The organism is Phytohabitans houttuyneae (genome assembly GCF_011764425.1).
GTDB classification, from domain to species: Bacteria; Actinomycetota; Actinomycetes; order Mycobacteriales; family Micromonosporaceae; genus Phytohabitans; species Phytohabitans houttuyneae.
The window spans coordinates 1,850,473-1,873,443 of record NZ_BLPF01000001.1; the positions used below are offsets into that span (position 1 = coordinate 1,850,473).

At 72.6% G+C, this 22,971-nt stretch carries 18 protein-coding genes and 2 pseudogenes; 9 read left to right on the forward strand and 11 right to left on the reverse strand.

Annotation, left to right across the window (positions count from 1 at the left end; genetic code table 11):
• Positions 1-16 precede the first annotated feature (16 nt).
• Positions 17-2,485: a transglutaminase TgpA family protein gene (locus tag Phou_RS08385; RefSeq protein ID WP_173055051.1), complete on the forward strand. Its 2,469-nt coding sequence runs from the start codon at positions 17-19 to the stop codon at positions 2,483-2,485.
• Positions 2,486-3,737: 1,252 nt separating this feature from the next.
• Here the strand turns inward: Phou_RS08385 and Phou_RS08390 are convergent.
• From Phou_RS08390 to Phou_RS08415, 6 genes are all read right to left on the reverse strand, one after another.
• The gene (locus tag Phou_RS08390; RefSeq protein ID WP_173055053.1) at positions 3,738-4,124 is read right to left on the reverse strand and encodes an SCO2097 family morphological protein; all 387 of its coding nucleotides are present in this window, start codon (positions 4,122-4,124) and stop codon (positions 3,738-3,740) included.
• Positions 4,125-4,359: 235 nt separating this feature from the next.
• Entirely contained in the window at positions 4,360-5,640 is a 1,281-nt protein-coding gene (gene dinB / locus Phou_RS08395) for a DNA polymerase IV (RefSeq protein WP_173055056.1), read from the reverse strand.
• A gap of 9 nt (positions 5,641-5,649) precedes the next feature.
• Entirely contained in the window at positions 5,650-6,798 is a 1,149-nt protein-coding gene (locus Phou_RS08400) for an alkaline phosphatase family protein (protein WP_173055057.1), read from the reverse strand.
• Positions 6,795-7,535, reverse strand: a complete 741-nt coding sequence (locus tag Phou_RS08405) for a methyltransferase domain-containing protein (protein WP_173055059.1) — start codon at positions 7,533-7,535, stop codon at positions 6,795-6,797. Before Phou_RS08405 ends, Phou_RS08400 begins: the two co-directional genes overlap by 4 nt.
• 136 nt (positions 7,536-7,671) lie before the next feature.
• A complete protein-coding gene (locus Phou_RS08410) occupies positions 7,672-8,436 on the reverse strand; it encodes a hypothetical protein (protein ID WP_173055060.1) in 765 nt (254 codons plus the stop codon).
• Positions 8,355-8,891: a hypothetical protein gene (locus Phou_RS08415; RefSeq protein ID WP_173055061.1), complete on the reverse strand. Its 537-nt coding sequence runs from the start codon at positions 8,889-8,891 to the stop codon at positions 8,355-8,357. The genes Phou_RS08410 and Phou_RS08415 overlap by 82 nt, the downstream gene beginning before the upstream one ends.
• Positions 8,892-8,933: 42 nt before the next feature.
• On the opposite strand from Phou_RS08415, the gene Phou_RS08420 reads away from it, so the two are divergent.
• The 4 genes and pseudogenes from Phou_RS08420 to Phou_RS52370 form a co-directional block, all read left to right on the forward strand.
• Positions 8,934-9,356, forward strand: a complete 423-nt coding sequence (locus Phou_RS08420) for a hypothetical protein (RefSeq protein WP_173055062.1) — start codon at positions 8,934-8,936, stop codon at positions 9,354-9,356.
• A gap of 141 nt (positions 9,357-9,497) precedes the next feature.
• Positions 9,498-11,609: an MMPL family transporter gene (locus Phou_RS08425; RefSeq protein WP_173055063.1), complete on the forward strand. Its 2,112-nt coding sequence runs from the start codon at positions 9,498-9,500 to the stop codon at positions 11,607-11,609.
• 209 nt (positions 11,610-11,818) lie between these two features.
• Positions 11,819-12,067: pseudogene (locus Phou_RS08430) on the forward strand (transposase); the annotation flags it as partial.
• Positions 12,066-12,197, forward strand: a pseudogene (locus Phou_RS52370) (transposase); the annotation flags it as partial. The pseudogenes Phou_RS08430 and Phou_RS52370, both read left to right, overlap by 2 nt.
• Before the next feature lie 657 nt (positions 12,198-12,854).
• On the opposite strand, the gene Phou_RS08440 reads toward Phou_RS52370, so the two are convergent.
• The 5 genes from Phou_RS08440 to Phou_RS08460 all read right to left on the reverse strand — a co-directional run bounded on the left by Phou_RS08440 (position 12,855) and on the right by Phou_RS08460 (position 19,874).
• Complete coding sequence (locus Phou_RS08440) at positions 12,855-13,484, reverse strand: hypothetical protein (RefSeq protein ID WP_173055065.1); 630 nt, start codon at positions 13,482-13,484, stop codon at positions 12,855-12,857.
• Positions 13,485-13,595: 111 nt separating this feature from the next.
• Positions 13,596-16,925 (reverse strand): error-prone DNA polymerase, encoded by a 3,330-nt coding sequence (locus Phou_RS08445; RefSeq protein ID WP_218578872.1) that lies wholly within the window; start codon positions 16,923-16,925, stop codon positions 13,596-13,598.
• 93 nt (positions 16,926-17,018) lie between these two features.
• Positions 17,019-18,554 carry a DNA polymerase Y family protein gene (locus Phou_RS08450; protein WP_173055067.1) on the reverse strand — a complete coding sequence of 512 codons (1,536 nt, stop codon included), beginning with the start codon at positions 18,552-18,554 and terminating at the stop codon, positions 17,019-17,021.
• A gap of 79 nt (positions 18,555-18,633) precedes the next feature.
• Entirely contained in the window at positions 18,634-19,368 is a 735-nt protein-coding gene (imuA', locus tag Phou_RS08455; RefSeq protein ID WP_173055069.1) for a DnaE2-dependent mutagenesis accessory factor ImuA', read from the reverse strand.
• Positions 19,369-19,421: 53 nt separating this feature from the next.
• Positions 19,422-19,874: an SAV_6107 family HEPN domain-containing protein gene (locus Phou_RS08460; RefSeq protein ID WP_173055071.1), complete on the reverse strand. Its 453-nt coding sequence runs from the start codon at positions 19,872-19,874 to the stop codon at positions 19,422-19,424.
• 375 nt (positions 19,875-20,249) lie between these two features.
• Between Phou_RS08460 and Phou_RS08465 the strand changes: the two genes are divergently transcribed.
• From Phou_RS08465 to Phou_RS08480, 4 genes are read left to right on the forward strand one after another with little or no spacing between them, the layout of a single operon-like run.
• The gene (locus tag Phou_RS08465; protein WP_218578874.1) at positions 20,250-21,218 is read left to right on the forward strand and encodes an EamA family transporter; all 969 of its coding nucleotides are present in this window, start codon (positions 20,250-20,252) and stop codon (positions 21,216-21,218) included.
• 17 nt (positions 21,219-21,235) lie between these two features.
• Entirely contained in the window at positions 21,236-21,724 is a 489-nt protein-coding gene (locus tag Phou_RS08470) for a YbaK/EbsC family protein (RefSeq protein ID WP_173055073.1), read from the forward strand.
• Positions 21,721-22,431, forward strand: a complete 711-nt coding sequence (locus Phou_RS08475) for a monooxygenase (RefSeq protein WP_173055075.1) — start codon at positions 21,721-21,723, stop codon at positions 22,429-22,431. The genes Phou_RS08470 and Phou_RS08475 overlap by 4 nt, the downstream gene beginning before the upstream one ends.
• Complete coding sequence (locus Phou_RS08480) at positions 22,428-22,970, forward strand: GNAT family N-acetyltransferase (protein WP_173055077.1); 543 nt, start codon at positions 22,428-22,430, stop codon at positions 22,968-22,970. The genes Phou_RS08475 and Phou_RS08480 overlap by 4 nt, the downstream gene beginning before the upstream one ends.
• Position 22,971: the final 1 nt, after the last annotated feature.

A 22,971-nucleotide genomic window follows, 5' to 3' on the forward strand; every position in this document is an offset into this window, starting at 1 on the left:
GGAGGGTTGGGTAGCTGTGCGTGATCGGCACCTGGGGTTCGTCGCGGCGGCGGCAACACTGCTCGCGGCCGCTCCACTGTCGACGATCTTCGAGCGGTGGACCTGGCTGGTCCAGTGCGCCGTGGCGGTGGCGCTCATCGCCGGCGCGGCCACGCTGGCCCGTTCGCTGCGCGCGCCGCTGTGGGCGCAGCTGCTCGGCATGATCGTCACGCTGACCCTGGTCCTGACCCTGATGTTCTCCAGCGGCGAGGAGCTGCTGGCGATCATCCCCATGCCCGGGACGTTCACCCACTTCGGCCAGCTGATGAACTTCGCCGTCGACGACATGCGCTCCTACGGCGTGCCCGTGCCGGACCGGGTCGGCCTGCAGTTCATCACGGTGCTGGGCGTCGGCTCGGTGGCGATCATCGTCGACCTGCTCACCGTCGGCCTGCGCCGGCCCGCGCTGGCCGGCCTGCCGATGCTGGCGATCTACTCGGTGCCCGTCGCCGTTTACACCGACAGCGTCCACCCCCTCCCCTTCGTCGTCGGCGCGGCCGGCTTCCTGTGGCTGCTCGTCGCCGACAACGTCGACCGCGTGCGCCGCTTCGGCCGCCGCTTCACCGGTGACGGCCGCGACGTGGACGTGTGGGAGCCGTCGCCGCTGGCCGCCGCCGGCCGCCGCCTCGCCGTGGTGGGCGTCGCGCTGGCCGTGCTGCTGCCGCTCGCCGTGCCCGGCATGACCACCGGCCTGCTCTCCAACTTCGGGGCGGGCGGCTCCGGCCCGGGCGGCAACGGGCGGGGTGGCGGCGGCCGGGTCGACCTGTTCGCCAACCTGAGCGGCGAGCTGCAGCAGGGCAAAGAGCGCGACATGCTCAAGGTCACCACCAACGACGAAAAGCCGCAGTACATCCGCTTCGGCGTCGCCGACGAGCTGACCCAGGACGGCTTCCGCAACGGTCGCCGCACCTCCAGCAGCCGCCTCAGGGACGGGCTGCCGCCCTTCCAGGAGCCGGGCGTGGCGGGCGTGAGCACCGACAGGTTCCGGGCGACGATCGAGGTAACGGAAGACTTCGACATGGGCCTGCTGCCCATCTACGCCTCGCCGGTCGGCATCGAAAACTTCAAGGGCAACTGGTTCTACGACCCCAACCAGCAGGTCGTGTACTCGGGCGGGTCCTCGGCGCGCAAGCAGAAGTACGCGGTCGAGTACATGAAGACGTCGTTCAGCGCGTCGGCACTGCGGCGGGCGGATCCACTGCCGGCGGACCACCCGCTCGTCAAGCCGTACACCGCGATGCCGACGAACGACACGGTGCAGGAGCAGGTCAACGAGCTGATCGAGGGCAAGACGACCCCGTACGACAAGGTTCGGGCGATCTACGACTTCTTCTCCGTGAAGAACAACTTCACCTACAGCCTGCAGACCGAGCAGGGCACCGGCGGTACCGCCATCGTCGACTTCCTCACCAAGCGCCGGGGCTTCTGCCAGCAGTACGCGGCGGCGATGGCCTGGATGGTGCGGGCCGCCGGGATCCCCGCGCGGGTGGCGTTCGGCTTCAGCAGCGGCAGCAACAAGCGCGACGGCGACTCCTTCACGCTGACGAACAAAAACCTGCACGCGTGGACCGAGGTCTACTTCGGCGAGGCGTACGGCTGGGTGCCCTTCGACGCCACGCCCGCGGCGTCGGTCCTGGGTTCGGTCCGCTCCGACTACGCGCCGGACGTCGACGCGGCCCCGGACCCCGAGCCCTCCGCGAGCGTCAGCGGCGGGCCGGCACCCGAGGTGAGCGGCGGCACCCTGGGCCCGCAGGATGACGGCAACGACGAGGCCGACCTCGGCGCCGGCATCGGGCCGACCACGCCGACGACGCCCAAGTGGCCGTGGTTCACGATCGGCGCGGTGGTCCTGCTGCTCGCCCTCCTGGCCGTACCGGCCCTGCGACGCGGCCTGCTCCGCCGCCAGCGACAGTCGGTCGGCGGAGGCGGGGGCGCGGCTGCGGCCGCGGTGGGTGCGGACGCCGCCGGCGGCGACGGCCCGCGCATCGTGGTCACCGACGTGGCGGCAGCCGGGCGGGCCCGCGAAAACGCGCACGCCGCCTGGGCCGAGCTGATCGACACGATGGTCGACTACGGCGTGCCGATCGACCTGACCGAGACCCCGCGCGCCACGGCCGGCCGCCTGATCCGGGAGAGCCTCGTCGACGGCCCGTCGGCCGAGGCGGCGCTCCTGCTGGGCCGGGCCGAGGAACGCGCCCGGTACGCCCGCGACCCACTCCAGGCCGGCCGGCTCGGCGAGGGCCTGCGCGCGGTCCGCAAGGCGCTGGCGAGCCGGGCCAACCGCCGCACCCGCCTGATGGCGCGGCTGCTGCCCCCGTCGGTGCTGTTGCGGTGGCGGCTGGCGATCGTGGAGAGCTCGATCCGCACGGTCCTGACCTCGGGCCGCATGCGCGACGGCCTGATGCGGTGGAGCCCGCGCCGCCTGCTCACCCGCCCGTCCCGCTGACCCGCTTGCCACAGTGGCCGCCCTCCGTCCGGAGGGCGGCCACGTTCGTCGGTGGCCAAGGCTCGTCGGAGGCCTCATTCAGCGGATGTGCCCCGGTCCGCGCGAGTAGCTGACCGCATGCTCCCGCGGGCACCGCTCCGGTCGGCGGCTCGCCAGGGCTCGCCGAATTCCCCGACCTACGCTGCCACCCCCGCGGTGGCCCGACCGCCGCCCCCGCACCGCCTGACGCTCACCGGCCTGCGCAACATCGACAAGACCACGCCGCTCACGCTGCCGCAGCCATCAGCCGGCCGTGGACCACCCGCCGCCCGGCCCCGCGCAGTCTGATCTCACCGGCCTCTCACAGCATCGACAAGACCGCGCTGCCGCGCTCGCACGCCCTCACCCGGCTGTGGGCCACGTGAAGATCCAGGCCATCAAGACCAGTCACCGCGCCGTCCAGTGAGCGCAGCCCTGCACACGCACGGTCGCCCTCGCCCACGCGCCGTGCCCCACGCCACCAACTCCCTGATCAACGCGGAGACCGGCGCTGGTGACACCCGCGCGCCTCGGCGCCCCTCGCTCGCGTGACCATGGTCTGCGCAGGAACACTGCTGGCAGTCCACGGTCAGCCGCAGAGCCGTGATCGCGCGGGTGGGCACAGGTCCAGCGCCGCGGCGCGCCCTCGCACTCATGGCCACCGCGACCGTGCTGGGCAACTGTTGATCAGGGAGTTGGTGGGCGTGTCGGCCGGCGTGTCCACCCACAAGGTCCCTGATCAACGGCGAGGGGCAGCCGAGGAGCCAGCCCTGGCCCAGGGCTCCCGCGCACACGAGGGGAGTGTGGCGCGCGCGCTGCTCCTGCGGCATCACGAGCGCATCCCTCGATCGGTGCGGCTCGTCAAAGGGCTGGCGAGTAGCCGACCCCTCGATCGCCGTATTTCGCGCGGCAGTCGTGCCGGCCCCTCGATCAACGCGCGCGGCGCTACAGCTCTCGGATGGGTCGGGGCTTGCCTTTGGGGTGACGCTGGTCGACCGCGGAAGGTGAGGCTGCGGGAACGCACCCCAAGAAAACGCTCCGGTGCGCTCCACGTTTCCCCAGGGGTCCGCGCAACGGGCCGGACTACGACGGACAGTGAAGCGGTAGCTCGCCGCTCATGGGGTTTGACCTTCCGCGCGACAAGAGCGCGCGGGCGTCAGGGCATGGTGACGGAGGAGGCGAAGATCGGCAAACGCGGGCAGGCTTCAGCGGCGGACCGCCTCAGGGGGTTGGGTCAGCGGTGGCCTTCCGGCCGCTGACGCCACCTTTCCTCCAGGCGGTCGACGAACGACATCCGGCGACCGCGGGTGCGGCGGGAGGTGGTGCCTCCCACGACACGGAGGTCGGCGGGCGACTGTCCTTTGCGGTGCGAACGCATCGCGAACGCCGCGGCGCTGAGCATGACCACGAACCCCGCCACGCCGAGCAGTGTCAGCTCTGTAACCGTGCCGTAGACAACCAACGCGAGACCGACCGCGATAACGCCGACAGCGAGCAGCAGACGACGTCGCGCATGGAAGCGCGGGTCGCTGGCGCGAACGGCCGAGGCGAACTTCGGGTCCTCGGCCAGCGACTGCTCGATCTGCTCGAACAGGCGCTGCTCATGCTCAGAGAGCGGCACGGCACTCCTCCCCGGTCACGTAGGCCGGCCCGGGCGGACCGACAGACCGTGGCAGCCAAACCGACTGCTTACCCGCCAGTCTACGAGGGGGTAAGCGGCTCGGAAAGCGGGACGACCCACGGCCTGAGTGATTTTCGGTCCACCGCAGGTCACCGGGTCGCAGAAAGCATGTCACCTGCCGTCTGAAATGCCAGATCAAGCGTGCCGGAGGTCGGATAGTGGACATGCGGATCGCTCAGCCGTCGTCGGCGCGGCGGAGGAGGCTCGCCGGGCGAACCACCGCGCGGCCGAACTTCGCCGCGGCCGCGTCCACGGCTGCCTCGGCGTCCCGCCAGCCGTGCTCGGGCTCGCCCAGCGCGGGCTGATGCGGGGTGGCGCCGGCCTGGGTCAGGCCCTCGACCCGCACCCCCACCAGGCGGATCCGGCCGCCGAGGCCCTGCTGGTCGGCGCCCGCGCGGCGGGTCCCGGCGGCACCGCCGACTCCCAGTGCCTCCCACAGGGCCCAGGCCGTGTCGAAGATTTCGCGTGCCACGTCGGTCGGTCCGGGCAGCGTGCGGGAGCGGCTGACCGTGCGGAAGTCGGCCATCCGCACCTTGATGGAGACGGTGCGCCCCACCTGGCCGGAGCGGCGCAGGCGGGCGCCGGTCTTTTCGGAGAGGGAGAGCAGCGCGCGGCGGATCACGGCGGGGTCCGCCACATCTGTGTCGAACGTCACTTCCGCCCCAATGGACTTGTCAACCAGCTCTGGTGTCACCCGTCGCGGATCACGCCCCCAGGACAGCTCGTGCAAGTGGGTGGAGGCGGCCTCGCCGAGCCCGCTGCGCAGCATGCCCACCGGTGCGCGGGCGACGTCGCCGACCGTGCGAAGGCCGAGGCGGCCCAGCGTCTCGGCCGCCTTCTCCCCCACACCCCACAGCGCGGCCACCGGCAGCGGGTGGAGGAACTCGAGCACCTGGTCGGCGGGCACCACGAGCAGGCCGTCGGGCTTGGCGCGGGTGGAGCCGAGCTTGGCCACGAACTTGGTCGGCGCCACGCCCACCGAACACGTTAGCCCCAGCTCATCCTGCACCCGCGAGCGGATGAGGCGGGCGATGGCGGCGGGCGGCCCGAGCAGCCGCCGCGCGCCGGCCACGTCGAGAAACGCCTCGTCCAGCGAGAGCGGCTCGACCAGCGGGGTGACGTCGCGGAAGATGCCCATCACCGCGCGGGAGGCCGCCGTGTACGCCGTGAAGTCGGGCGGGATGAACACCGCGGCGGGGCACAGAGCCCGCGCGCGGGCGGTGGGCATCGCGCTGCGGACGCCGAACTCCCTCGCCTCGTAGCTGGCGGAGCTGACCACGCCGCGCGGGCCCACGCCGCCGACCACGACGGGCCGCCCCTTCAGCGAGGGGTCGCGGTGCACCTCGACCGACGCGTAGAACGCGTCCATGTCGACGTGGAGGATGGGGCTGCCGCTGTCGTCGCCCTCCGGACCGAAGCGCGAATCGCCGCGCGGCACCGCCTGGCTCCGACCCATGACCGCAGGCTAGACCGCCCGTACGACAATCAGCGGGACCATCATCTCGGCCGCCGTGTACGAGCCGTGGTAGGCCACGAGCTTGGCCACCGTCTCCGGCTCTCGCGCGGTGGCGAGCACGGCGGTGAGGCCGTTGCTGGTCACCACGACGTCGCCGATGCGGGCGAGGTGGGCGTCGGACACCCGGCCGAACCAGCCGCCCTCGACCACCTCCTCGCGCGGCGCCACCCACGCGTGCTCGCCGAGCACCTCCCGCCACGCCGCCAGCACGTCGTCGGTGGCGCCCGGGAGGGTGTGCAGGTAGCGCACCCGCGGCTCGCCGGCGACCACGCGGATGCCGGCGCTGAGGCGGGCGTCGGCGTCCACGTCGTACCGCCCCTCGCCGGGCACGTCGAGCTGCCCGTGGTCGGCGGTGATGAGCAGCGCCGCGTCGGCCGGCAGCCCTTCGACAAGCCGCGCGAGCGGGCCGTCGAGCTCGGAGACCGCCGCCCGCCACTCCGGCGAGTCGACGCCGAAGCGGTGGCCGGCCGAGTCGATCGTCGGGTGGTAGCCCACGACCAGCGCCCGCCCGTCGGCGGCGAGGCCGTCGAGCATGCCGGTGACCAGCGAATCCACGTCGGGCGCCGCGCGGTAGTCGCCGCCGCGCCAGGCGGCCGCGGTGAGGCCGCTCCCCGCGTACTCCGGGCGGCTCACCACGCTCACCGCCACGCCGGCCGCCCGCGCCACGGCCAGCCGGCTGGGCACGGGCTGCCACACCAGCGGGTCGGGATCATCCCACCACTGGGTGTGGTTGAGGACCCGGTCGGTGCCCGGCACGTTCACCGTGAAGGCGAGCAGGCCGTGCGCGCCGGGCACGGCTCCCGCGCCGATCGACGCGAGACCCGCCGGCGTCGTCGAGGGAAAAACGGAGGTCAGGTCCGTGGCGGCGAGCGCCACGTCGCCCAGGGTCGGTGCGTGAGGGGTCGCCAAGGGGATTTGGTACGAGCCGAGTCCGTCGACCACGAGCACGGCGATCCGGCGTACCCCCTCGAGTCGGGCGGTGAGGCCGAGCGGATCGGGCGCCGGGACGCCGAGGACCGCGAGTGCGCTGGGCAGCAGCTCGGCGAGGCTGGCCCGTCCGTAGGCCGGCCGCACGTGGTCGAGCGGCCCGACGGTCATGAGGCCGGGCGGCGGGCGAAGAGGTGCAGTTGGGCGGCGATGTCCCGGTAGGGCGGGTGGGCAGCCGCCGCCATCTCCAGGTCGATCACCGCTTGGGGTTCGCCGTCGGCGACCGTGGCGGGCAGGAGGTCGGCCAGCACGCGTACCCCATGGATCTCGGAAACCTCGAGCCCCGCGGAGCGCAGCAGCGCGGCGGCCGTCTCCGCGTCGTAGCGCCGCCGCAGCGTGTCCTTGGGTCCGGCGCAGCCGTGCGGGTCGGTGAGGAGCGCCGCGGCGTCGGCGAGATGGCCGTTGACCGCGCGGGCGAGCACCGCGGCCGCCTTGCCGGCCACGAGCACGCTCGCCGCCCCACCCGGGCGCAGCGCGGCGGTGACCGCGCCCACCACGCCGGCGGGGCTGTCGACGACCTCCAGCACGGAGTGGCACAGCACCAGGTCGGCCGCGCCCGGCTCGACCAGGCCGGCGAGCGCGTCGCCGTCGCCCTGCACGGCCCGGATCCGGTCGGCGACCCCGGCCTCCGCGGCCCGGCGGGTCAGCGCGGCGAGCGCGTCCGGGCTGGCGTCGACGACCGTCACGCGGTGGCCGTCTTCGGCGAGCGGCACGGCGAATCCGCCGGTGCCGCCGCCCACGTCGAGCACGGTGAGCGCGCGGCCGCTCTGCCGCTCGATCTCGCGACGCAGGGCCGCCCAGACGACGGCGGTCCGCGGTCCGCTGCGCTGTGCGCGGGTCAACTCCATGCCCTACCTCGCTCCGTGGCCTCGCGGCACCCGCTCATTTCCGCAGCCTATGCCAGGGGCCGGGACCACAGGTGGCGGAGCCCCACGGCCTCCGCCACCAGGCTGTCCACTGTAATCGCGCTTAACGGTTTATCCGTCAGCCACGAGCGAGGATCTGGCCGACCGCCGTGGCCTTGTCGCCGAGCATGGCGCGCAGCCGCAGCGCGATGTCCTCCGGCTCGTCGCCCGGCCCGAACGCCTGCACGACCTGGTCGGGCACCGCGTCGATGCCGACCTGGATGCTGGTCAGGTCGAGCTGGAGCTGAGTCTTCGTCTCCTCGTCGACGTTGCCCACGGCGGTGGCGAGGGCCTTGACCGCGTCGGTCATCCAACCGGCCCACACGTGCAGCGGCACCTTGCCGTCGCCGGTGGGGTTGGGGATGGCAACTGCCGTGGTGTAGTGCGCGTCCCGAAGCTGCTGGGCCTGCTGGGGGGTCATCTCGTTGTACTCCGATCTGCCCTGCCAGACCGCGAGGGACTCCCCGCGGAGCACGGACAGGACACCGTCAAGGGCGGACCAGTCCTCACAGAACTGCCGGATGATCGAAAGGTGGATGTGCCACAGGTGGGTCTCGTCGCGTCCCGGGTCGGGCCCCGCGTCGGCGCCGACGCCGAGCGGCCGCCCGCCGGTGAGCACGTAGCAGTAGACAGTGCTGCTGTTTTTCGTGCCGATGAACTCGCGCAGCACCGGCCCGCGCGGTGTGTAGAGGCGTGGGTCGCGCGAACGGGCCGCGCTGTCCAGCCGCCCCGTGTAGTTGCGCATGGCGGCGTCGGACATGCTCAGGTCGATCGCCGACGCCAGCGTGCCCGAGCCCTTGCGGTCGGCGGCGACGTCGCGAACCGAGTAGTCGGACGGTGGCAACGCGTTGCGGTAGTTGTGGTAGCCGGGTTTCGCCGCATACACCCGCCGAGCAGCGCCGAAGGCTCGAAGCGGTCGAAGTCGGTCCACAGTCGCCAGATGGCGGCGGAGATGCGGCTCGGGTTGGGGTTGCCGGCCAGGATGGCGAGGTCGTCACCGTCGGCCTCGGACGCGGCCTCGGCGATGGCCGAGAGGGCCACGTCGCGGGCGCTGGTCACCGGGGCGGCGGATGGGTCGGGCAGGGCGAGCACGTCGTACTCCTGGCCGATGGCGCAGTCGATGGCGAGATCGTCGGTCAGCGGCTGCGGCTCGGGGTCGCGGACGTGGAAGGCGCCGTCGCGCCAGTCGTAGAACCACGCCCGCCCGCTGGGCTTGTCGCCCAGGAGAAACCCGCTGGGGTAGCGACTGATCCGCACCTGACCGTCCAGTGGGCCGCCATGGCAGCGTCCCTCGTGCACGGTGCTGCTCCCTTCCTCAACGGGGGATCGTAGGGTCGGGCTATGAGCACCGACGACCAGGCAGAGTGGCACAGGCGTCGGCGCCACGCGGTCACCGTACACGCCGAAGCTCAAGAGCGCCTGAGGGCGGTGGAGGTCGCGCAGGCGCGTGCGCTGGTGGCCGACTTCGTCCGCCGGGCGCGCGAGCGGGGCCTGGCGACGGAACCGCTGGTGGCGCGGGCGTACAGCGGCCGGGGCCGGTACCGGACCGGGCTGCGGGGCTGGTACCTGAAAGCGGATCGATCGATAGCCGTCGCTGAGGATGGCGTCTTCCACCTGCTCGCCGTGCCGGCCAGCCTGCGGGCCCGCATCACCGGCGTCACCCTCCGGGGTGATGATCCGCCGCTCGTGGTCGGCCGCGGCGGACGGGACGGCGAGTCGATCCCGCTCGCCACGCTTCTCGAGCAGGCGCTGAGCAGGGAATGAGGGCATTTCTGAAAACGGACAGGTACGTCCGTCGTCCCTTAGGGGTATCAGGGGCGTAAGCCGATGCGTATTGACGATGCGCGACCGGCGTGCACGGCGCAACATGTAGCCGAATCGAATGCGTGTGTCCACGGGGGATTCATGACCAGAAACTTCGCCGGACTGCTGACCGGGCGCCGGACGAAATACCTCATCATCGTGTTCTGGCTGGTGGTCGTCGCGATCGCCGGTCCCCTCGCGGGCAAGCTGTCCAGCGTCCAGGATGACCAGGTCAAGTCCTGGCTGCCGGGCAGCGCCGAGTCCACCCAGGTGCTCGACAAGCAGGCCGCGTTCTCCTCACCGGACATGCTGCCCGCGGTCGTCGTCTACGAGCGCCCGTCCGGCCTGACCGACGCCGACAAGGCGAAGGTGGCGGCCGACGCGCAGCAGTTCGGGCAGCTCGAGGACCTCGACGGTCAGGTGCAGGGTCCCGCGTTCTCGACGGACGGGCAGGCGGCCCAGATCTACGTGCCGCTCAACCTCGGCCCCGAGGGCTGGGAGCTGGCCGGCTCCATGGTCGACTCGATCATGGCGACCGCGGAGTCGGGCGCCAACGGCCTCGAGGTGCACGTCACCGGCCCCGCCGGCAGCGCCGCGGACTCGGCCGAGGCGTTCGAGGGCATAGACAGCACGCTGCTGTTCGCCACGATCGCGGTGGTCGTGGTGATCCTGCTGTTCACCTACCGCAGCCCGGTGCTGTGGCTGCTCCCGGTGATCTCTGCTGGCGTCGCGCTCACGTGCGCCCAGGCGGTGATCTACCTGCTCGCCAAGCACGCCGACCTCACCGTCAACTCGCAGAGCGCGGGCATCCTGACAGTGCTTGTGTTCGGCGCCGGCACCGACTACGCGCTGCTGCTCGTCGCCCGATATAGGGAAGAACTGCGCCGCCACCACGACCGGCACGAGGCGATGGCGGTCGCCCTGCACCGCGCCGGCCCGGCGATCATCGCGAGCGCGGCCACCGTGGCGATCGGCATGATCTGCCTGCTCTTCGCCGAGACGAACTCCACCCGCGGCCTCGGCCCCGTCGCCGCGATCGGCATCGTGGTCGGCCTCGCGGTCATGCTCACGCTGCTCCCGGCGCTCCTGGTCACCGTGGGCCGGTGGATCTTCTGGCCGGTGCGCCCGAAGGAGGGCACCGCCGAGCCGACCACCACCGGCGTGTGGGCCAAGGTCGGTCGCCGCATCGCCCGCGCGCCCCGCGTCACCTGGATCACCACGAGCGTGGTGCTCGCCATCATGGCGATCGGCCTGGTCCAGCTCGACGCGACCGGCCTGACCAACAAGGAGTCGTTCCGCGGCAACCCCGACTCGATCGTGGGCGAGGAGGTGCTCGCGCGGCACTTCCCGGCCGGCGTCGGCACCCCGGTCGCCGTGGTCAGCAACGCCGCGCAGGCGGCGGAGGTGCGCACCGCGTTCGCCGGTACACCGGGCATCGAGCCGTCCTCGGTGCGCGAGCCGGTGGTCCGCGACGGCGTGGCCTACCTGGAGGGCACGCTCACGTCGCCGCCGGACAGCCCGGAGGCGTACGACACGGTCGAACGGGCACGGGACCGCGTGCACGCGGTGCCTGGCGCGGACGCCCAGGTCGGCGGCCAGACCGCGATCAACCTCGACCTGCAGACCGCGGCCCGCCACGACCGCAACCTGATCATCCCGATCGTGCTGCTCGTCGTGCTGGTGATCCTGTGCATCCTGCTCCGCGCGATCATCGCCCCACTCGTGCTCGTCGCGACCGTGGTGCTCTCCTTCGCCGCGGCGCTGGGCGTGAGCGCGCTGGTCTTCCGGCACGTGTTCGGCTTCGGCGGCGCGGACAGCTCGCTGCCGCTGTTCGTGTTCGTGTTCCTTGTCGCGCTCGGCATCGACTACAACATCTTCCTGATGACCCGGGTGCGCGAGGAGTCCGTCCGCCACGGCACCAAGAAGGCCGCCCTGATCGGCCTCGCCGCGACGGGCGGCGTGATCACGTCGGCGGGCGTGGTGCTGGCCGGCACGTTCGCGGTGCTGGCGACGCTGCCGCTGACGGCGTTCGCGGAGATCGGGTTCGCGGTGGCGTTCGGCGTCCTCCTGGACACGATCGTCGTCCGCGCGGTGCTGGTCACCGCACTCAACCTGGACATCGGCCGCCACATGTGGCACCCGAGCAAGCTGGCGAAGGTGCCGGACGAGATCCCGTCCGCGACGGCACCCGAGCCGGCACCGGCGGTGCGCTAGCTGGGTTTTCCGGGTCCGCCGCTGCCCGCTTGTGGGCGCCGGCGGACCGGACCGCGGCTTGATGCAGCCTCGGGCGGGTCCGTCTACAGTGCAGCGCCGTTGCGGGGAGCAAGCACGATAGAGATCTTGGCGGGTTGGTGCGCCATATCGCCGCCAACTCACCAAGGTCTGCCAGGGCCGGCCGTGGTCCCGAGTTGACCTTGTCCGGCGTGCCGCCGTCCGCCCTGCTGCACGTGCTGGACCAACTCCGGGCCGCCGAGGTCGGCGATCGGTCCGTCAGGCGGCCGAAACGCTCTACCACGCCTTTGATCGAGGCCGAGCCCACCGCGGTGATCGGCGCCGAACTCCACTACCGCACCGGCATTCGGACCCCGCAGCGCAACGGCCATCGTCCCCTGACCACGACGGCGGGTGATTTGAGGCTGCGGATCCCGAGGCTGCGGTCGGGGTCGTTCTTCCACCAACCCCCTGGAACGGCTGAACAATGAGATCAGACGCCGCGCAGACGCGGTCGGTGCGTTCCCACCGCCGAGCCCCCTGCTCCACCCAGCCGGCGCGGTCCTGGTCGAAGCCCACGACGAATGGCAAAACCGGCGACCGCCACTACCTCTCCGAAGGCACCCCGCCCGGCCAACTCAAGCAACGGCAAGGCCGCAGCCGCAGAGTGTCCGGGCCCGCCCGTTCGGCGGCCGACCCGCATCCGTCCACAGTGCAGCGTCGTTGCGGGGAGCAAACAAGATACGAGATCTTGGCGAGTTTGGGGCCGCCATAGCGACGCCTCGACTTTCGGAGTTTCGTCGTCTGGAGTCCTTTCGCGGTCACCGCCTCACCCTCCGCGGTCGCCCAGCTCAACCCAGGAGCCCGATCCGCCAGATCTTGGCAAGTTAGCGTCGAAATTACGCGCCAACTTACCAAGATCTCGAAGCGCACACCGAACCCGACTGATCGACAGTCACGGACCGCGACGACGGCGCCGAACCGCGGACGGACTCGCGCACTCGCGCTCGAAAGATCTACAGAAGCACGGGTAGGGCAGACCAGACAGGTGGATCTTGCATGGGAGGACACCGGCGGCTGTCGCACGGAAGCAATCCCAACTCCGAAGGTCGAGCGACGCCAACTCGCCAAGATCTCCGGAGCCGGCCACGAGCACGTCCGGTTCGCCGCGGAGTCCCGATGCGGCCCGACCTGCCAATCCGCGTCGCCACCCTCGCCCGTTCAGCGGCGCGGACCGATGGCGAGCGGTCAGTCTTCTGGGACCAGGACGCGGGCCGACCGCTGGGCTGGCACGGCTGGGTTGCCGGCCGCGAGGCGGCGGGACAGCGCGCGGTTGAGCACGAGCGAAATGACGTTTACCGCGACGAATACCGCAATGTAATAGATCATGGCGGCATCGGCGAAGGGCGATGAGAACGCCTCCTGGTAGGGCACCAGCCGCGCGTTTTCCGGAATGCGGTGCAGAGCGCGGGCGCCGATCGCGAGGAGCGCGAGGTAAATAGTGAGCGACGCCACAACGATGACCAGTTGCACTCGCCACCACGATCTGGCTTTGGACGCGGTTACCTGGCGTCCCCTCAGATGTCTCGTCGCGAGCAGTAGGAATATCGCATCGATCAGCAGCACCGCGATCGCGCTCACCCAAATCTCGCCGGCGACCGCCCGCATCAGGGTCATCTGGGCGACCTCGAAGGCGTCGTGGTTGTCACCGCACCAGGAGATCGTCTCGCACTGTGCCCTGGTGTACTTGGCGTCTGCCCTGCTCACGCCGAACGTGTAGCGCGCGTGCGCGGCAACGAAGAACGGTGTGTAGACAGCAAGGAAAAACACCCAGAAGAGGTACTTTGCGCCGACCAGAAAGGTCGTCCTGTTGTGCATGGCTACCCGGATTCCGCTATTTGGTACTCGCCGTTCGCCACGGGCCCGAAACAGATTGACACAGCGAAGTGACTCATCGTGCACCACTGTCGGAATACCGTCGAAGGCGTATCAGCGGAAATCGCGTGACGCTGGGGTCACCGGCGGCGTGATCGGATCGAGCCGGTCGGCGGTCAAATTGATCACGCCGTCGTGCTTTTCCAGGCGGCCTCTGACGATCAGTGCGGCACTCGTGCGAGCCACTTTTCGGTACCGCTGCCACAGCCCCGGCGAGCACGTCACGTTGAGCATGCCGGTCTCGTCCTCCAGGTTCATGAAGGTGATCCCGCCCGCGGTCGCCGGCCGCTGCCGGTGGGTCACGAGGCCGCCGACGCGCACCCGCGTGCCGCCGTCGATCATGCCCAGCCGCGCTATCGGCACCGCGCCGGCCTCCTCCAGCTGGGGCCGGATGAAGCGGGCCGGGTGGCTCTCCGGCGACAGGCCGGTGGCCCACACGTCCGCGACCAGGCGGTCGACCGCGTCCATGCCGGGCAGCGTGGGCGGCGGGTTGGGGCTGCTGCCGGTGCCGGGGAGGCGGCCGGGCCGCTCCTCCGCCGCCGCGCCGGCGGCCCACAGCGCCTCGCGGCGGGTCAGCCCGAAGCCGGCGAACGCGTCCGCCGTGGCCAGCGCCTCCATGTGCGCGCCGGTCAGGCCGACCCGGCGGGCCAGGTCCGCCATGTCCCGGTACGGGCCGGCGCCCTCCCGCTCCTCCTCGATCCGCGCGGCGAGGTCGTCGCCGATCGTGCGCACATAGGACAGTCCAAGTCGGACGGCCGGGCCGCCCATCCCCCACTGGTGCGGCGGCTCGCCCTTCTCGCTCCCCCATCGGGTGTCCGATGTGTACTCCAGCTTTGCCTTCGCCCCGCTCGCGTTGATGTCCGGCCGGCGCACCTCGACACCGTGCCGCCGCGCGTCGTCGACCAGCGTCTGCGGCGAGTAGAAGCCCATCGGCTGGGCGTTGAGCAGCGCGGCGAGGAACGGCCCGGGGTGGTAGCGCTTGAGCCACGAGCTGGCGTACACGAGGTAGGCGAAGCTGATCGCGTGGCTCTCCGGAAAGCCGAAGCTGGCGAACGAGGAGAGCTTGAGGTACACGTCGTCGGCGAGCTCGCCGGTGATCCCCCGCTCCGCCATGCCCGCGTAGAGCCGCTCCCGGAGCGCTGCCATCCGCTCGTCCGAACGCTTCGAGCCCATCGCGCGGCGCAGCTGGTCGGCCTCGGCGCCGTTGAAGCCGGCGACGTCGATCGCGAGCTGCATGAGCTGCTCCTGGAAGAGCGGCACGCCGAGGGTCTTGGCGAGCGCGTTCGCCATCGCCGGATGCGGCGGCTCGGCCTTTTCCAGGCCCTTTTTGCGGCGGATGTAGGGATGTACGGACCCGCCCTGGATCGGGCCGGGGCGGATCAGCGCCACCTCCACGACAAGGTCGTAAAACTTGCGCGGCTCCAGCCGCGGCAGGGTGGCCATCTGGGCGCGCGACTCGACCTGGAAGACGCCCACCGAGTCGGCCCGGCACAACATGTCGTAAATTTCGGGATCGTCCAACCGCATCCCGCTCAGGTCGAGGTCATCCTGGATCATGTCGTGCGCGTACCGGAGCGCGGACAGCATCCCCAACCCCAGCAGGTCGAACTTGACCAGCCCGGCGATCGCGCAGTCGTCCTTGTCCCACTGCAGGACCGTGCGATTCTCCATCCGCGCCCACTCCACCGGGCACACGTCGATCACCGGCCGGTCGCAGATCACCATGCCGCCGGAGTGGATGCCCAGGTGGCGTGGAAACGTCTGCAGCTCGTTTGCGAACTCGATCACGCGCGGCGGGATGTCGTCGACGTCGACGGCCGCGATGCTCCCCCACCGGTCGATCTGCTTGCTCCACGCGTCCTGCTGCCCCGGCGAGAAGCCGAACGCCTTGGCGATGTCGCGCACCGCCGACCGCGGCCGGTACGAGATCACGTTGGCGACCTGCGCGGTGTGCGTCCGGCCGTACTTCTCGTAGACGTACTGGATGACCTTCTCGCGCTCGTCGGACTCGATGTCCACGTCGATGTCGGGCGGCCCGTCCCGCTCAGGGGCCAGGAAACGCTCGAAGAGCAGCTCGTGCTGTACCGCGTCGACGTTGGTGATGCGGAGCGCGTAGCAGACCGCCGAGTTGGCCGCTGATCCCCGCCCCTGGCAGAAGATCCGGTTTCGATGGCAGAAGGCCACGATGTCGTGGACGATCAAGAAGTAGCCGGGAAAGCCCAGCTCGTCGATCATCTTCAGCTCGCGGTCCAGCTGGGCGTACTCCTTGGGTGCCGCCTCCCGCGGCCCGTACCGCTCCAGCGCCCCGCGCATGGTCAGCTCGCGCAGCCAGCTCATCTCGGTGTGGCCCGGCGGCACCTCCCAGTCCGGCAGGTTGGGCGCGACGAGCTGCAGGTCGAAGGCGAGCTCGCGGCCCAGCTCGGCGGCGCGCGCCACCGCGCCCGGGTACCCCGCGAACCGGGCCGCCATCTCCTCGCCGCTGCGCAGGTGCGCGGTGGCCGCGGCGGGCAGCCACCCGTCGATCTCGTCGAGGCTGCGCCTGGCCCGTACCGCCGCGAGGGCCGTGGCCAACCGCCGCCGCTTGGGCGTGGCGTAGTGCACGTTGTTGGTGGCCACAGTGGACAGTCCTGCCGCGGCGGCCAGCTCGGCGAGCGCGTCGTTGCGGTCGCCGTCGCTCGGGTCGCCGTGGTCGGTCAGCTCCACCAGCACGCGCTCGGAGTCGAACGCGGCCACGAGCCGGTCCAGCTCCGCGGCCGCCGCGGCCATCCCGCCGATCCGCAGCGCCGCCGGCACGGTGCCCTTGCGGCACCCGGTCAGCACGACCACGTCGGTGAGCCCTTGGCCCAGCTCGTCGATCGAGGGGTACACCGGGCGGCCCTTCTCCTTCCCGGCCAGCTGCGCCTGGCTGACGGTGCGGGCGATCTGCGCGTACCCGGCGGGGCCCCGGGCCAGCACCACCAGGTGGCGGCCGACCGGGTCGGGCTCCCCGTTCTGCGGGCCGGGCAGGCCGAGCGAGAGCTCCGCGCCGAAGACCGTGGGCAGCTGGTGGGCGCGGGCCGCCTCGGCGAAGCGCACGACGCCGTAGAAGCCGTCGTGATCGGTCACCGCGAGCGCGGTCAGCCCCAGCCGGGCCGCCTCGCGTGCCAGCTCCTCCGGGTGGCTCGCCCCGTCGAGGAAGCTGAAGTTGGTGTGGCAGTGCAGCTCCGCGTAGGACACGGCGCCCTCGGCGCGGATGAGCGCGGGCCCCTCGTACGGCGGGCGCTTGCGGCTCCACGCCGGCGAGTCGCCGCCGTCGGCGTCCACGGCCAGCGGGTCCACGACGTGCTTTCCGGAGAGCACCCGCTCCATCTCCGCCCACGGGCGGACGGGGTTGTGAAAGCCCACGGGAACCTCCAGCCTGCCTTCCAGGTCGATCAGGGAGTTGGTGCAGCGAAACGCCGGACGACACGCCCACGAACTCCCTGATCAACTGCGATGTCAGTCATAGATCGCCTCCACCGACCAGATACCGCCGGCCAGCGAGAGCAGAAGGCCCCAGCCGCCGGGGAGGGCCACCTGGAAGCGCGCCCGCCGCCGCGACTCCTCCGGCGCCCACCAGCGCTCGTCCACCGGCCACGGCCCGATCCAGCCGATCACCTCGACGGTGCTCTCTCGCCGCGCCGACCCGATCACGACGCGGGCCGGCGGCGCGCTGAGCTCCAGCCGGCCGCTCACCTCGACCGGGGTGCCCTCCGCGTCGTACACCATGACCCGCGCCGGCGTGGCCAGCACCGTCGCGGGCGCGGGGGCGGGGAGGTGGCCGGGCCAGGGCGGCTGGGCGGGGCGGGCCGGCGTCCGCTCGTCGCCCCACGGGATCATCCGCGCCTGGTCGTCCGGCGAACGCCCGCCGCCGCGCACCGGCGTGAGCACCGCCTCCGGCCCGAGGATGCCCTGCACCCGGTGCAGTGCCCGGTGCGCCCGCTCGCGCTCCTCGCCGGTCTCGCCCCACAGGCCCGGCTGCAGGCCGACATGCGTGAGCACCCCTTCGGGGATCAGCCGCAGCCGCACGATCCCGGACACCGGCCGCTCCCGCCGCCCGGAGATCCACCCGTCGAGCTGCCAGCGCACCCGGTCGGCGATGGCCACGGCGGTGAGCAGCCCGTCGTGCCGCCACACCCGGTGCAGCTCCTGGCCGTCCACGGTCACCGCCTCGATCGCCACACGGGTGCAGGCGAGGCCGTGACCGGCGAGCTTTTCGTGCAGCCGCTCGGCCAGCGACCGCGCCGCGAACGCCGCCACGTCGACCCGGTCGAGCGGCTCGTCGTACGTATCGGTGACCTCCAGGTCGGGTGGCACGCGGCGGACCGCGAGCGGCCGGTGGTCGCGCCCGGCCGCCAGCCGGTGCGCCAGCGCCGCGTCGAACCCGAACCGGGACAGGACGTCCGCGGCGGGCAGGGCCGCGAAGTCGCCGAGGGTACGCACGCCGAGCCGCCGCAGCAGGTCTGTCAATTGTGGACGGTCGAGCGCCTCGACCGGGAGACCGGCCAGGAACTCCCGGCTCTCCCCCGGCGGCACGATCCGCCCGCTGCGCGCCGCCAGCCCGGCCGCGAACACCCCGTCCGCGATCCCCACCTGGCTCTCCACCCCGCACGCCTCGGCGATCCGCTCGACGATCGCCTCGGCCGTGCGCTCCTCGCCGCCGAAGTAGCGTGCCGGTCCCTTGGCGGCCAGCGCGCAGGACCCGGGCCGGACCGCCTCGACGCCGACCACCAGCTCCTCGACCGCCGCGACGACCGGCTCGAACGCCCGCGCGTCCCGGTCCGGGTCGTGCTCGGCGACGGTCAGCCGCGGGCAGCGGCTCTGCGCCTCCCGCTTGCGCAGCCCGCGCCTGACGCCCTCCGCCCGGGCCGCCTCGGAGCAGGCGATCACGCGGTTGGCCCGCACCACCGCCACCGGCCCGGTCGCCGGGATGCCTTCCACGAGGTCCAGGGCGATCACCGGCCAGTCGGGGCACCAGACCAGCAGCGTGCGCATGCTTGATCATAGAACAAATGTTCGAAGCGTGCCGCCAGCCTCGACCCACCCGCACGGGTCCCGCGTCAGCGGATGAGCGTCAGCGTGGCGCGGCGGCCCGCGGGCGGGCGGCCGGGTCGACGTCGACCACCGCGACCACCGGCTGCCCGTCGGGGCCGGGCAGCCAGACGGTGATCTCTTTGGGGCGGGCGGCCGCACCACGGCCGCGGGCGACGACCGTCACGCGGCGCTGGCGTAGCCGGCCGCGCCCCGCGTCCAGGCCCTCCCAGTCGCTGCGGACCACCTGGAGCGTCACGTCGGCGCCGTCCCACCGCCCGTACGGCACGAGCACGCTCCCGCGCTGCCGCGCACGGGCGGCCAAGCGACTGGCGATGGAGGCGGGCACGGCGCCGGGCACGGCGATGACCACCACGTCGATGCCGTCGATCAGGGCGGCGACCACCGCGGCCCACTCGGGGCCGGGGTTGGGCACCAGTGCCACGCGGTCGAGCGCGATGCCGGCGTCGGCGGCCGCGACCGCACCGAAGGTGGGGATGCCGACCAGCGCGCACCACGCGCCGGTGCGGGACGCCTCGGCGATCAGCGCGAGCACCAGGGCGGAGCTGCCGCCCAGCGCACCACCGGCGGGCAGGCCTCCCTCGGGCACGCCGCCGGCCGCGACGGTGGTGCCGCGGCGCAGGCCACCGCCGGGCAGGAGCACGCCCAGCGGGGACGCGACGGGCAGCACGCGGTGCCGCCCCGTGACGTCCGGGTCGCTGGCCGGCCGGACCAGCCCGGCGACGGTGGCGGACCGGAGAGTCGCCTGGCCCGCCATGGCCTGACTCGCTTTCCCGTGCGCTTACAAGGACGGCTGGTGCGCGCGGCGGGTCAGGCGGCGGCCAGCCCGTCCAGGGCGGGCTGGTGCGCCAGGCCGAGTGCGACCTCGACCACCGCCACGAACTGCTCCGCGGCCCGCAGCAGGTCGTCGGCCTCGCGGCCGGTGACCACGCGCGGGATGCCGGCCTGCGCCGCGGCGCGCTTGCTCGCACCGGCGGCGAAGTAGGTGGCCCACTCGCGCAGCTCGGGCGCCACCATCAGCAGGAGCGTCCAGACGCTGGTGACCCTGTTGCGCCGGGTGGGTGCCGGCTGCGCGCGGGCGGCGAGCATGGCTGCCGCGGCGCGCAGGGCGGACAGGTGGGCCGCGGCGTACCGCAGGCCGTCGGGGCGGGTCTGTGCCGCTTCCTCCAGCCCGCGCCGGGCGAGGACGAGCAGCTCGGCGGGAGTGCGGTGCGGCAGCACGCCGGCGGGCACGGTGGGTGCCTGAGCGCTACTGGTCGGCATGGGACTCTCTCCTCGGCAATGTCCTGTCGACGGCGCCGGCCGGGCGTGAACGCTTCCCCTCCTCACACCCGGCCAGCTCGGCCGGCGAGGCCGTTGCTCGCCGCCCGGGGGTCGGGGGAGGCGAGCAACGGTCCTGCCTGAGGGCCCGGACCCGCGAATGTCCAGGACCCGCACGCGGTCTCCGCGAACCGCCCTCGGATGGCGCGTCGCGAACCGCTCCACCCGAGTTGTTCGAACAGTCGTTCGAACTACCAAGACAGTACACCTCCCCTACGACAAAAACGCAACGCCCGGCGGCGCGCCGCCGGGCGTTGCGGAGAGGTAACGACCACAATGCGATTCCACTCCTGACAGTAGGCCGGTAGCCTCACCTGCGTGACGAGGAAGCCCGCGCTGGGAGTGGCCATGGTGGTCGCCGCCGGCACGCTGTTCGCGGTCAACGGCACCGTCTCCAAGCTGGTGCTGCGCGCCGGCGTGGAGCCGCCCCAGCTCGCCTTCCTCCGGGCCGCCGGCGCCTTCCTGGGCCTGCTCGCGGTCATGCTGATGCTCGGCTACGGCCGCCGCCTGGCGGTCACCCGCCACGACCTGCCGCTCCTGATCGGATACGGGCTGGCCGGCTTCTTCCTCGTCCCGATGCTCTACTTCGTGGCGATCTCCCGGCTGCCGGTGGGCATCGGGCTGCTGTTCGAGTACACCGCGCCGCTCTTCGTCGCGCTCTGGGTGCGCTTCGGCCAGCGCCAGCCCGTGCGGCCGAGGCTGTGGGGCGGGCTCGCGCTCAGCCTCGCGGGGCTGGCCTGCGTGGCCGAGGTGTGGGGCGAGCTGCGGCTCGACGGGCTTGGCGTGCTCGCCGGCCTCGGCGCGGCCGTGCTGCTCGCGCTCTACTACCTGCTCGGCGCGCGCGGTGTGGCGCGGCGGGACACGCTGTCGCTGACCACCTGGGCGTTCGGCGCCGCGGCCGTGGCCGGGCTGCTCACCCAGGCCGTCGCGCCGGCCCGCGGTGGCTGGGCGCCGCTGAGCGAGACCACCTCCGGCGGGGTGCCGGTCGCACTGCTGCTCGGGTACGTGGTGGTGCTCGGCTCGATCGCCCCGTACCTGCTGGTGGGCGCCGCGCTCCGGCACCTGCCGGCGACGAGCGTGGGCATCATCGGCATGGTCGAGCCGGTGATCGCCTCGGCTGTGGCGTGGATCACGCTGGGCGGCAGCGAGGCCCTCAACGTGGCCCAGCTGACCGGCGGCGCGCTCGTCCTCGCCGGCGTGGCGCTGGCGGAGACCGCCCGGGTCCGGCCGCAGGCACCCGAGCCGGCCACCGCCGAGGAGAAAGCCGTCGCCGTTCCGGCCGGCTAGCGGCAAAGATGGTCGGCATGTCCACACATCCGAATGTGCAGGCCGTCCAGGACGCCCTGCTCGGCGCCGACACCCGCGACGGCGCCGGCCGCCCCAGCGAGGTCCGGTTGCTGCCCGAGGCCGTACACACCGCGGCGGCGGCCGCGGCCGCGCTCGGCATCGAGGTGGGCCAGATCGCCAACTCGCTGATCTTCGACGCCGACGGCGAGCCGCTGCTGGTCCTGACCTCCGGCGCACACCGGGTGGACACCGTCAAGGTCGCCGCCGAGCTGGGGGTCGGCAAGCTCAAGCGGGCCACGCCGGACTTCGTGCGCACGCACACCGGCCAGGTCATCGGCGGGGTCGCGCCGCTCGGCCACCCCAAGCCGCTGCGCACGCTCGTCGACACCGCCCTGGAGCAGTACGGCGAGATCTGGGCCGCCGGCGGCGTACCGCAGGCGGTCTTCCCCACCACGTACGCCGAGCTGGTCCGGATCACCGCGGGGAGCCCGGCCGAGGTCGCATGACCCTGTTCGTGACGCTGCACGCGTGGCGGGTCCCCCGCCGCGCGGTGCCGCACGCGCTGGCCCGGCTCGCGTTCGACCGGCGCCGGCTGCGCGCGATGCCCGGCGTCCGCTTCGCCAAGCTCCTCGGCACGGGTACCGGCCAGAGCTTCGGCCCCGCGGACGCCGACCTGACCCGGTACGCCGCTCTGGTGGTGTGGACCGGCGCCGAGCCGGCCGAGGCATTCGCCGGCTCGCCGGTGGCCCGCGCCTGGGAAAGCCTTGCCACCGGCCAGATCCGGATCGACCTGCGCCCGCTCGCGAGCCGCGGGCGGTGGTCGGGCGTCGAGCCCTTCGGCACGCCAAAGGGCACCGCCGAGGGGACCGTGCTCGCGCTCACCCGCGCCCGGCTCCGGCCGCGCCGCGCGGTGACGTTCTGGCGTGCGGTACCGCCGGTCGCCGAGGCGGTGGCCACCGCGCCAGGGTTGCTCAGCCGCTTCGGCATCGGCGAGGCACCGATCGGCTGGCAGGGCACGGTGAGCGTGTGGCGGAACACCGCAGACCTCGTCGAGTTCGCGTACCGTCACCCGCAGCACCGGGCGGCGATCCTCCGGACACCGGCCGAAGGGTGGTACGCGGAGGACCTGTTCGCCCGGTTCGCCGTACTGGACGTCATGGGCGACCGTAAGGTCGTGGGCTGGAGCGACGGAGGGGAGCGCGGGCGCGCATGAGGTTGGTGCCGTGGATGCCGGACGACCTCACCAGGCGGCTGGACGACGTCGTCGCGGTGTACGGCGAGGCGATGGGCTACCGCTCCGAGCTGCTGGAGGCGCGGCGCGGCTACATCGCCACCCATGCACGGCGCCCGGGCTTCCGGGCGGTCGCCACTCTCACCCGCGACGGCCATCTGGTCGGCTTCGGATACGGCTACACCTCCGCCGGCGGCCAGTGGTGGCACGACCAGGTGCGCGGCGCGCTGAGCGAGGAGGCGCGCAAGACCTGGCTCACCGACTGCTTCGAGGTGGTCGAGCTGCACGTCCGCCCGCCCGCGCAGGGGCACGGCGTCGGCGCCCGCCAGCTTCGCGCGCTGCTGCGCATGGCCACCGGCGCGACCACGCTGCTGTCCACGCCCGAGGCAGACGAGTGGGAGTCCCGCGCCTGGCGGCTGTACCGGCGCTTCGAGTTCGTCGACGTGCTGCGCGACTTCCGCTTCCCCGGCGACGAGCGTGCGTTCGCGGTGCTGGGGCGCCAGCTGCCGCTCCCCACGTGAC

What these genes read in the sequence shown, in the direction of transcription:
- Phou_RS08480 (WP_173055077.1), top strand. Translation starts at nt 22,428, where the DNA reads ATGAGGTTGGTGCCGTGGATGCCGGACGACCTCACCAGGCGGCTGGAC.
- Phou_RS08470 (WP_173055073.1), top strand. Translation starts at nt 21,236, where the DNA reads ATGTCCACACATCCGAATGTGCAGGCCGTCCAGGACGCCCTGCTCGGC.
- imuA' (WP_173055069.1), bottom strand. Translation starts at nt 19,368, where the DNA reads ATGGCGGGCCAGGCGACTCTCCGGTCCGCCACCGTCGCCGGGCTGGTC.
- Phou_RS08405 (WP_173055059.1), bottom strand. Translation starts at nt 7,535, where the DNA reads ATGGAGTTGACCCGCGCACAGCGCAGCGGACCGCGGACCGCCGTCGTC.
- Phou_RS08440 (WP_173055065.1), bottom strand. Translation starts at nt 13,484, where the DNA reads ATGCACAACAGGACGACCTTTCTGGTCGGCGCAAAGTACCTCTTCTGG.
- Phou_RS08425 (WP_173055063.1), top strand. Translation starts at nt 9,498, where the DNA reads ATGACCAGAAACTTCGCCGGACTGCTGACCGGGCGCCGGACGAAATAC.
- Phou_RS08475 (WP_173055075.1), top strand. Translation starts at nt 21,721, where the DNA reads ATGACCCTGTTCGTGACGCTGCACGCGTGGCGGGTCCCCCGCCGCGCG.
- dinB (WP_173055056.1), bottom strand. Translation starts at nt 5,640, where the DNA reads ATGGGTCGGAGCCAGGCGGTGCCGCGCGGCGATTCGCGCTTCGGTCCG.
- Phou_RS08460 (WP_173055071.1), bottom strand. Translation starts at nt 19,874, where the DNA reads ATGCCGACCAGTAGCGCTCAGGCACCCACCGTGCCCGCCGGCGTGCTG.
- Phou_RS08450 (WP_173055067.1), bottom strand. Translation starts at nt 18,554, where the DNA reads ATGCGCACGCTGCTGGTCTGGTGCCCCGACTGGCCGGTGATCGCCCTG.
- Phou_RS08400 (WP_173055057.1), bottom strand. Translation starts at nt 6,798, where the DNA reads ATGACCGTCGGGCCGCTCGACCACGTGCGGCCGGCCTACGGACGGGCC.
- Phou_RS08420 (WP_173055062.1), top strand. Translation starts at nt 8,934, where the DNA reads ATGAGCACCGACGACCAGGCAGAGTGGCACAGGCGTCGGCGCCACGCG.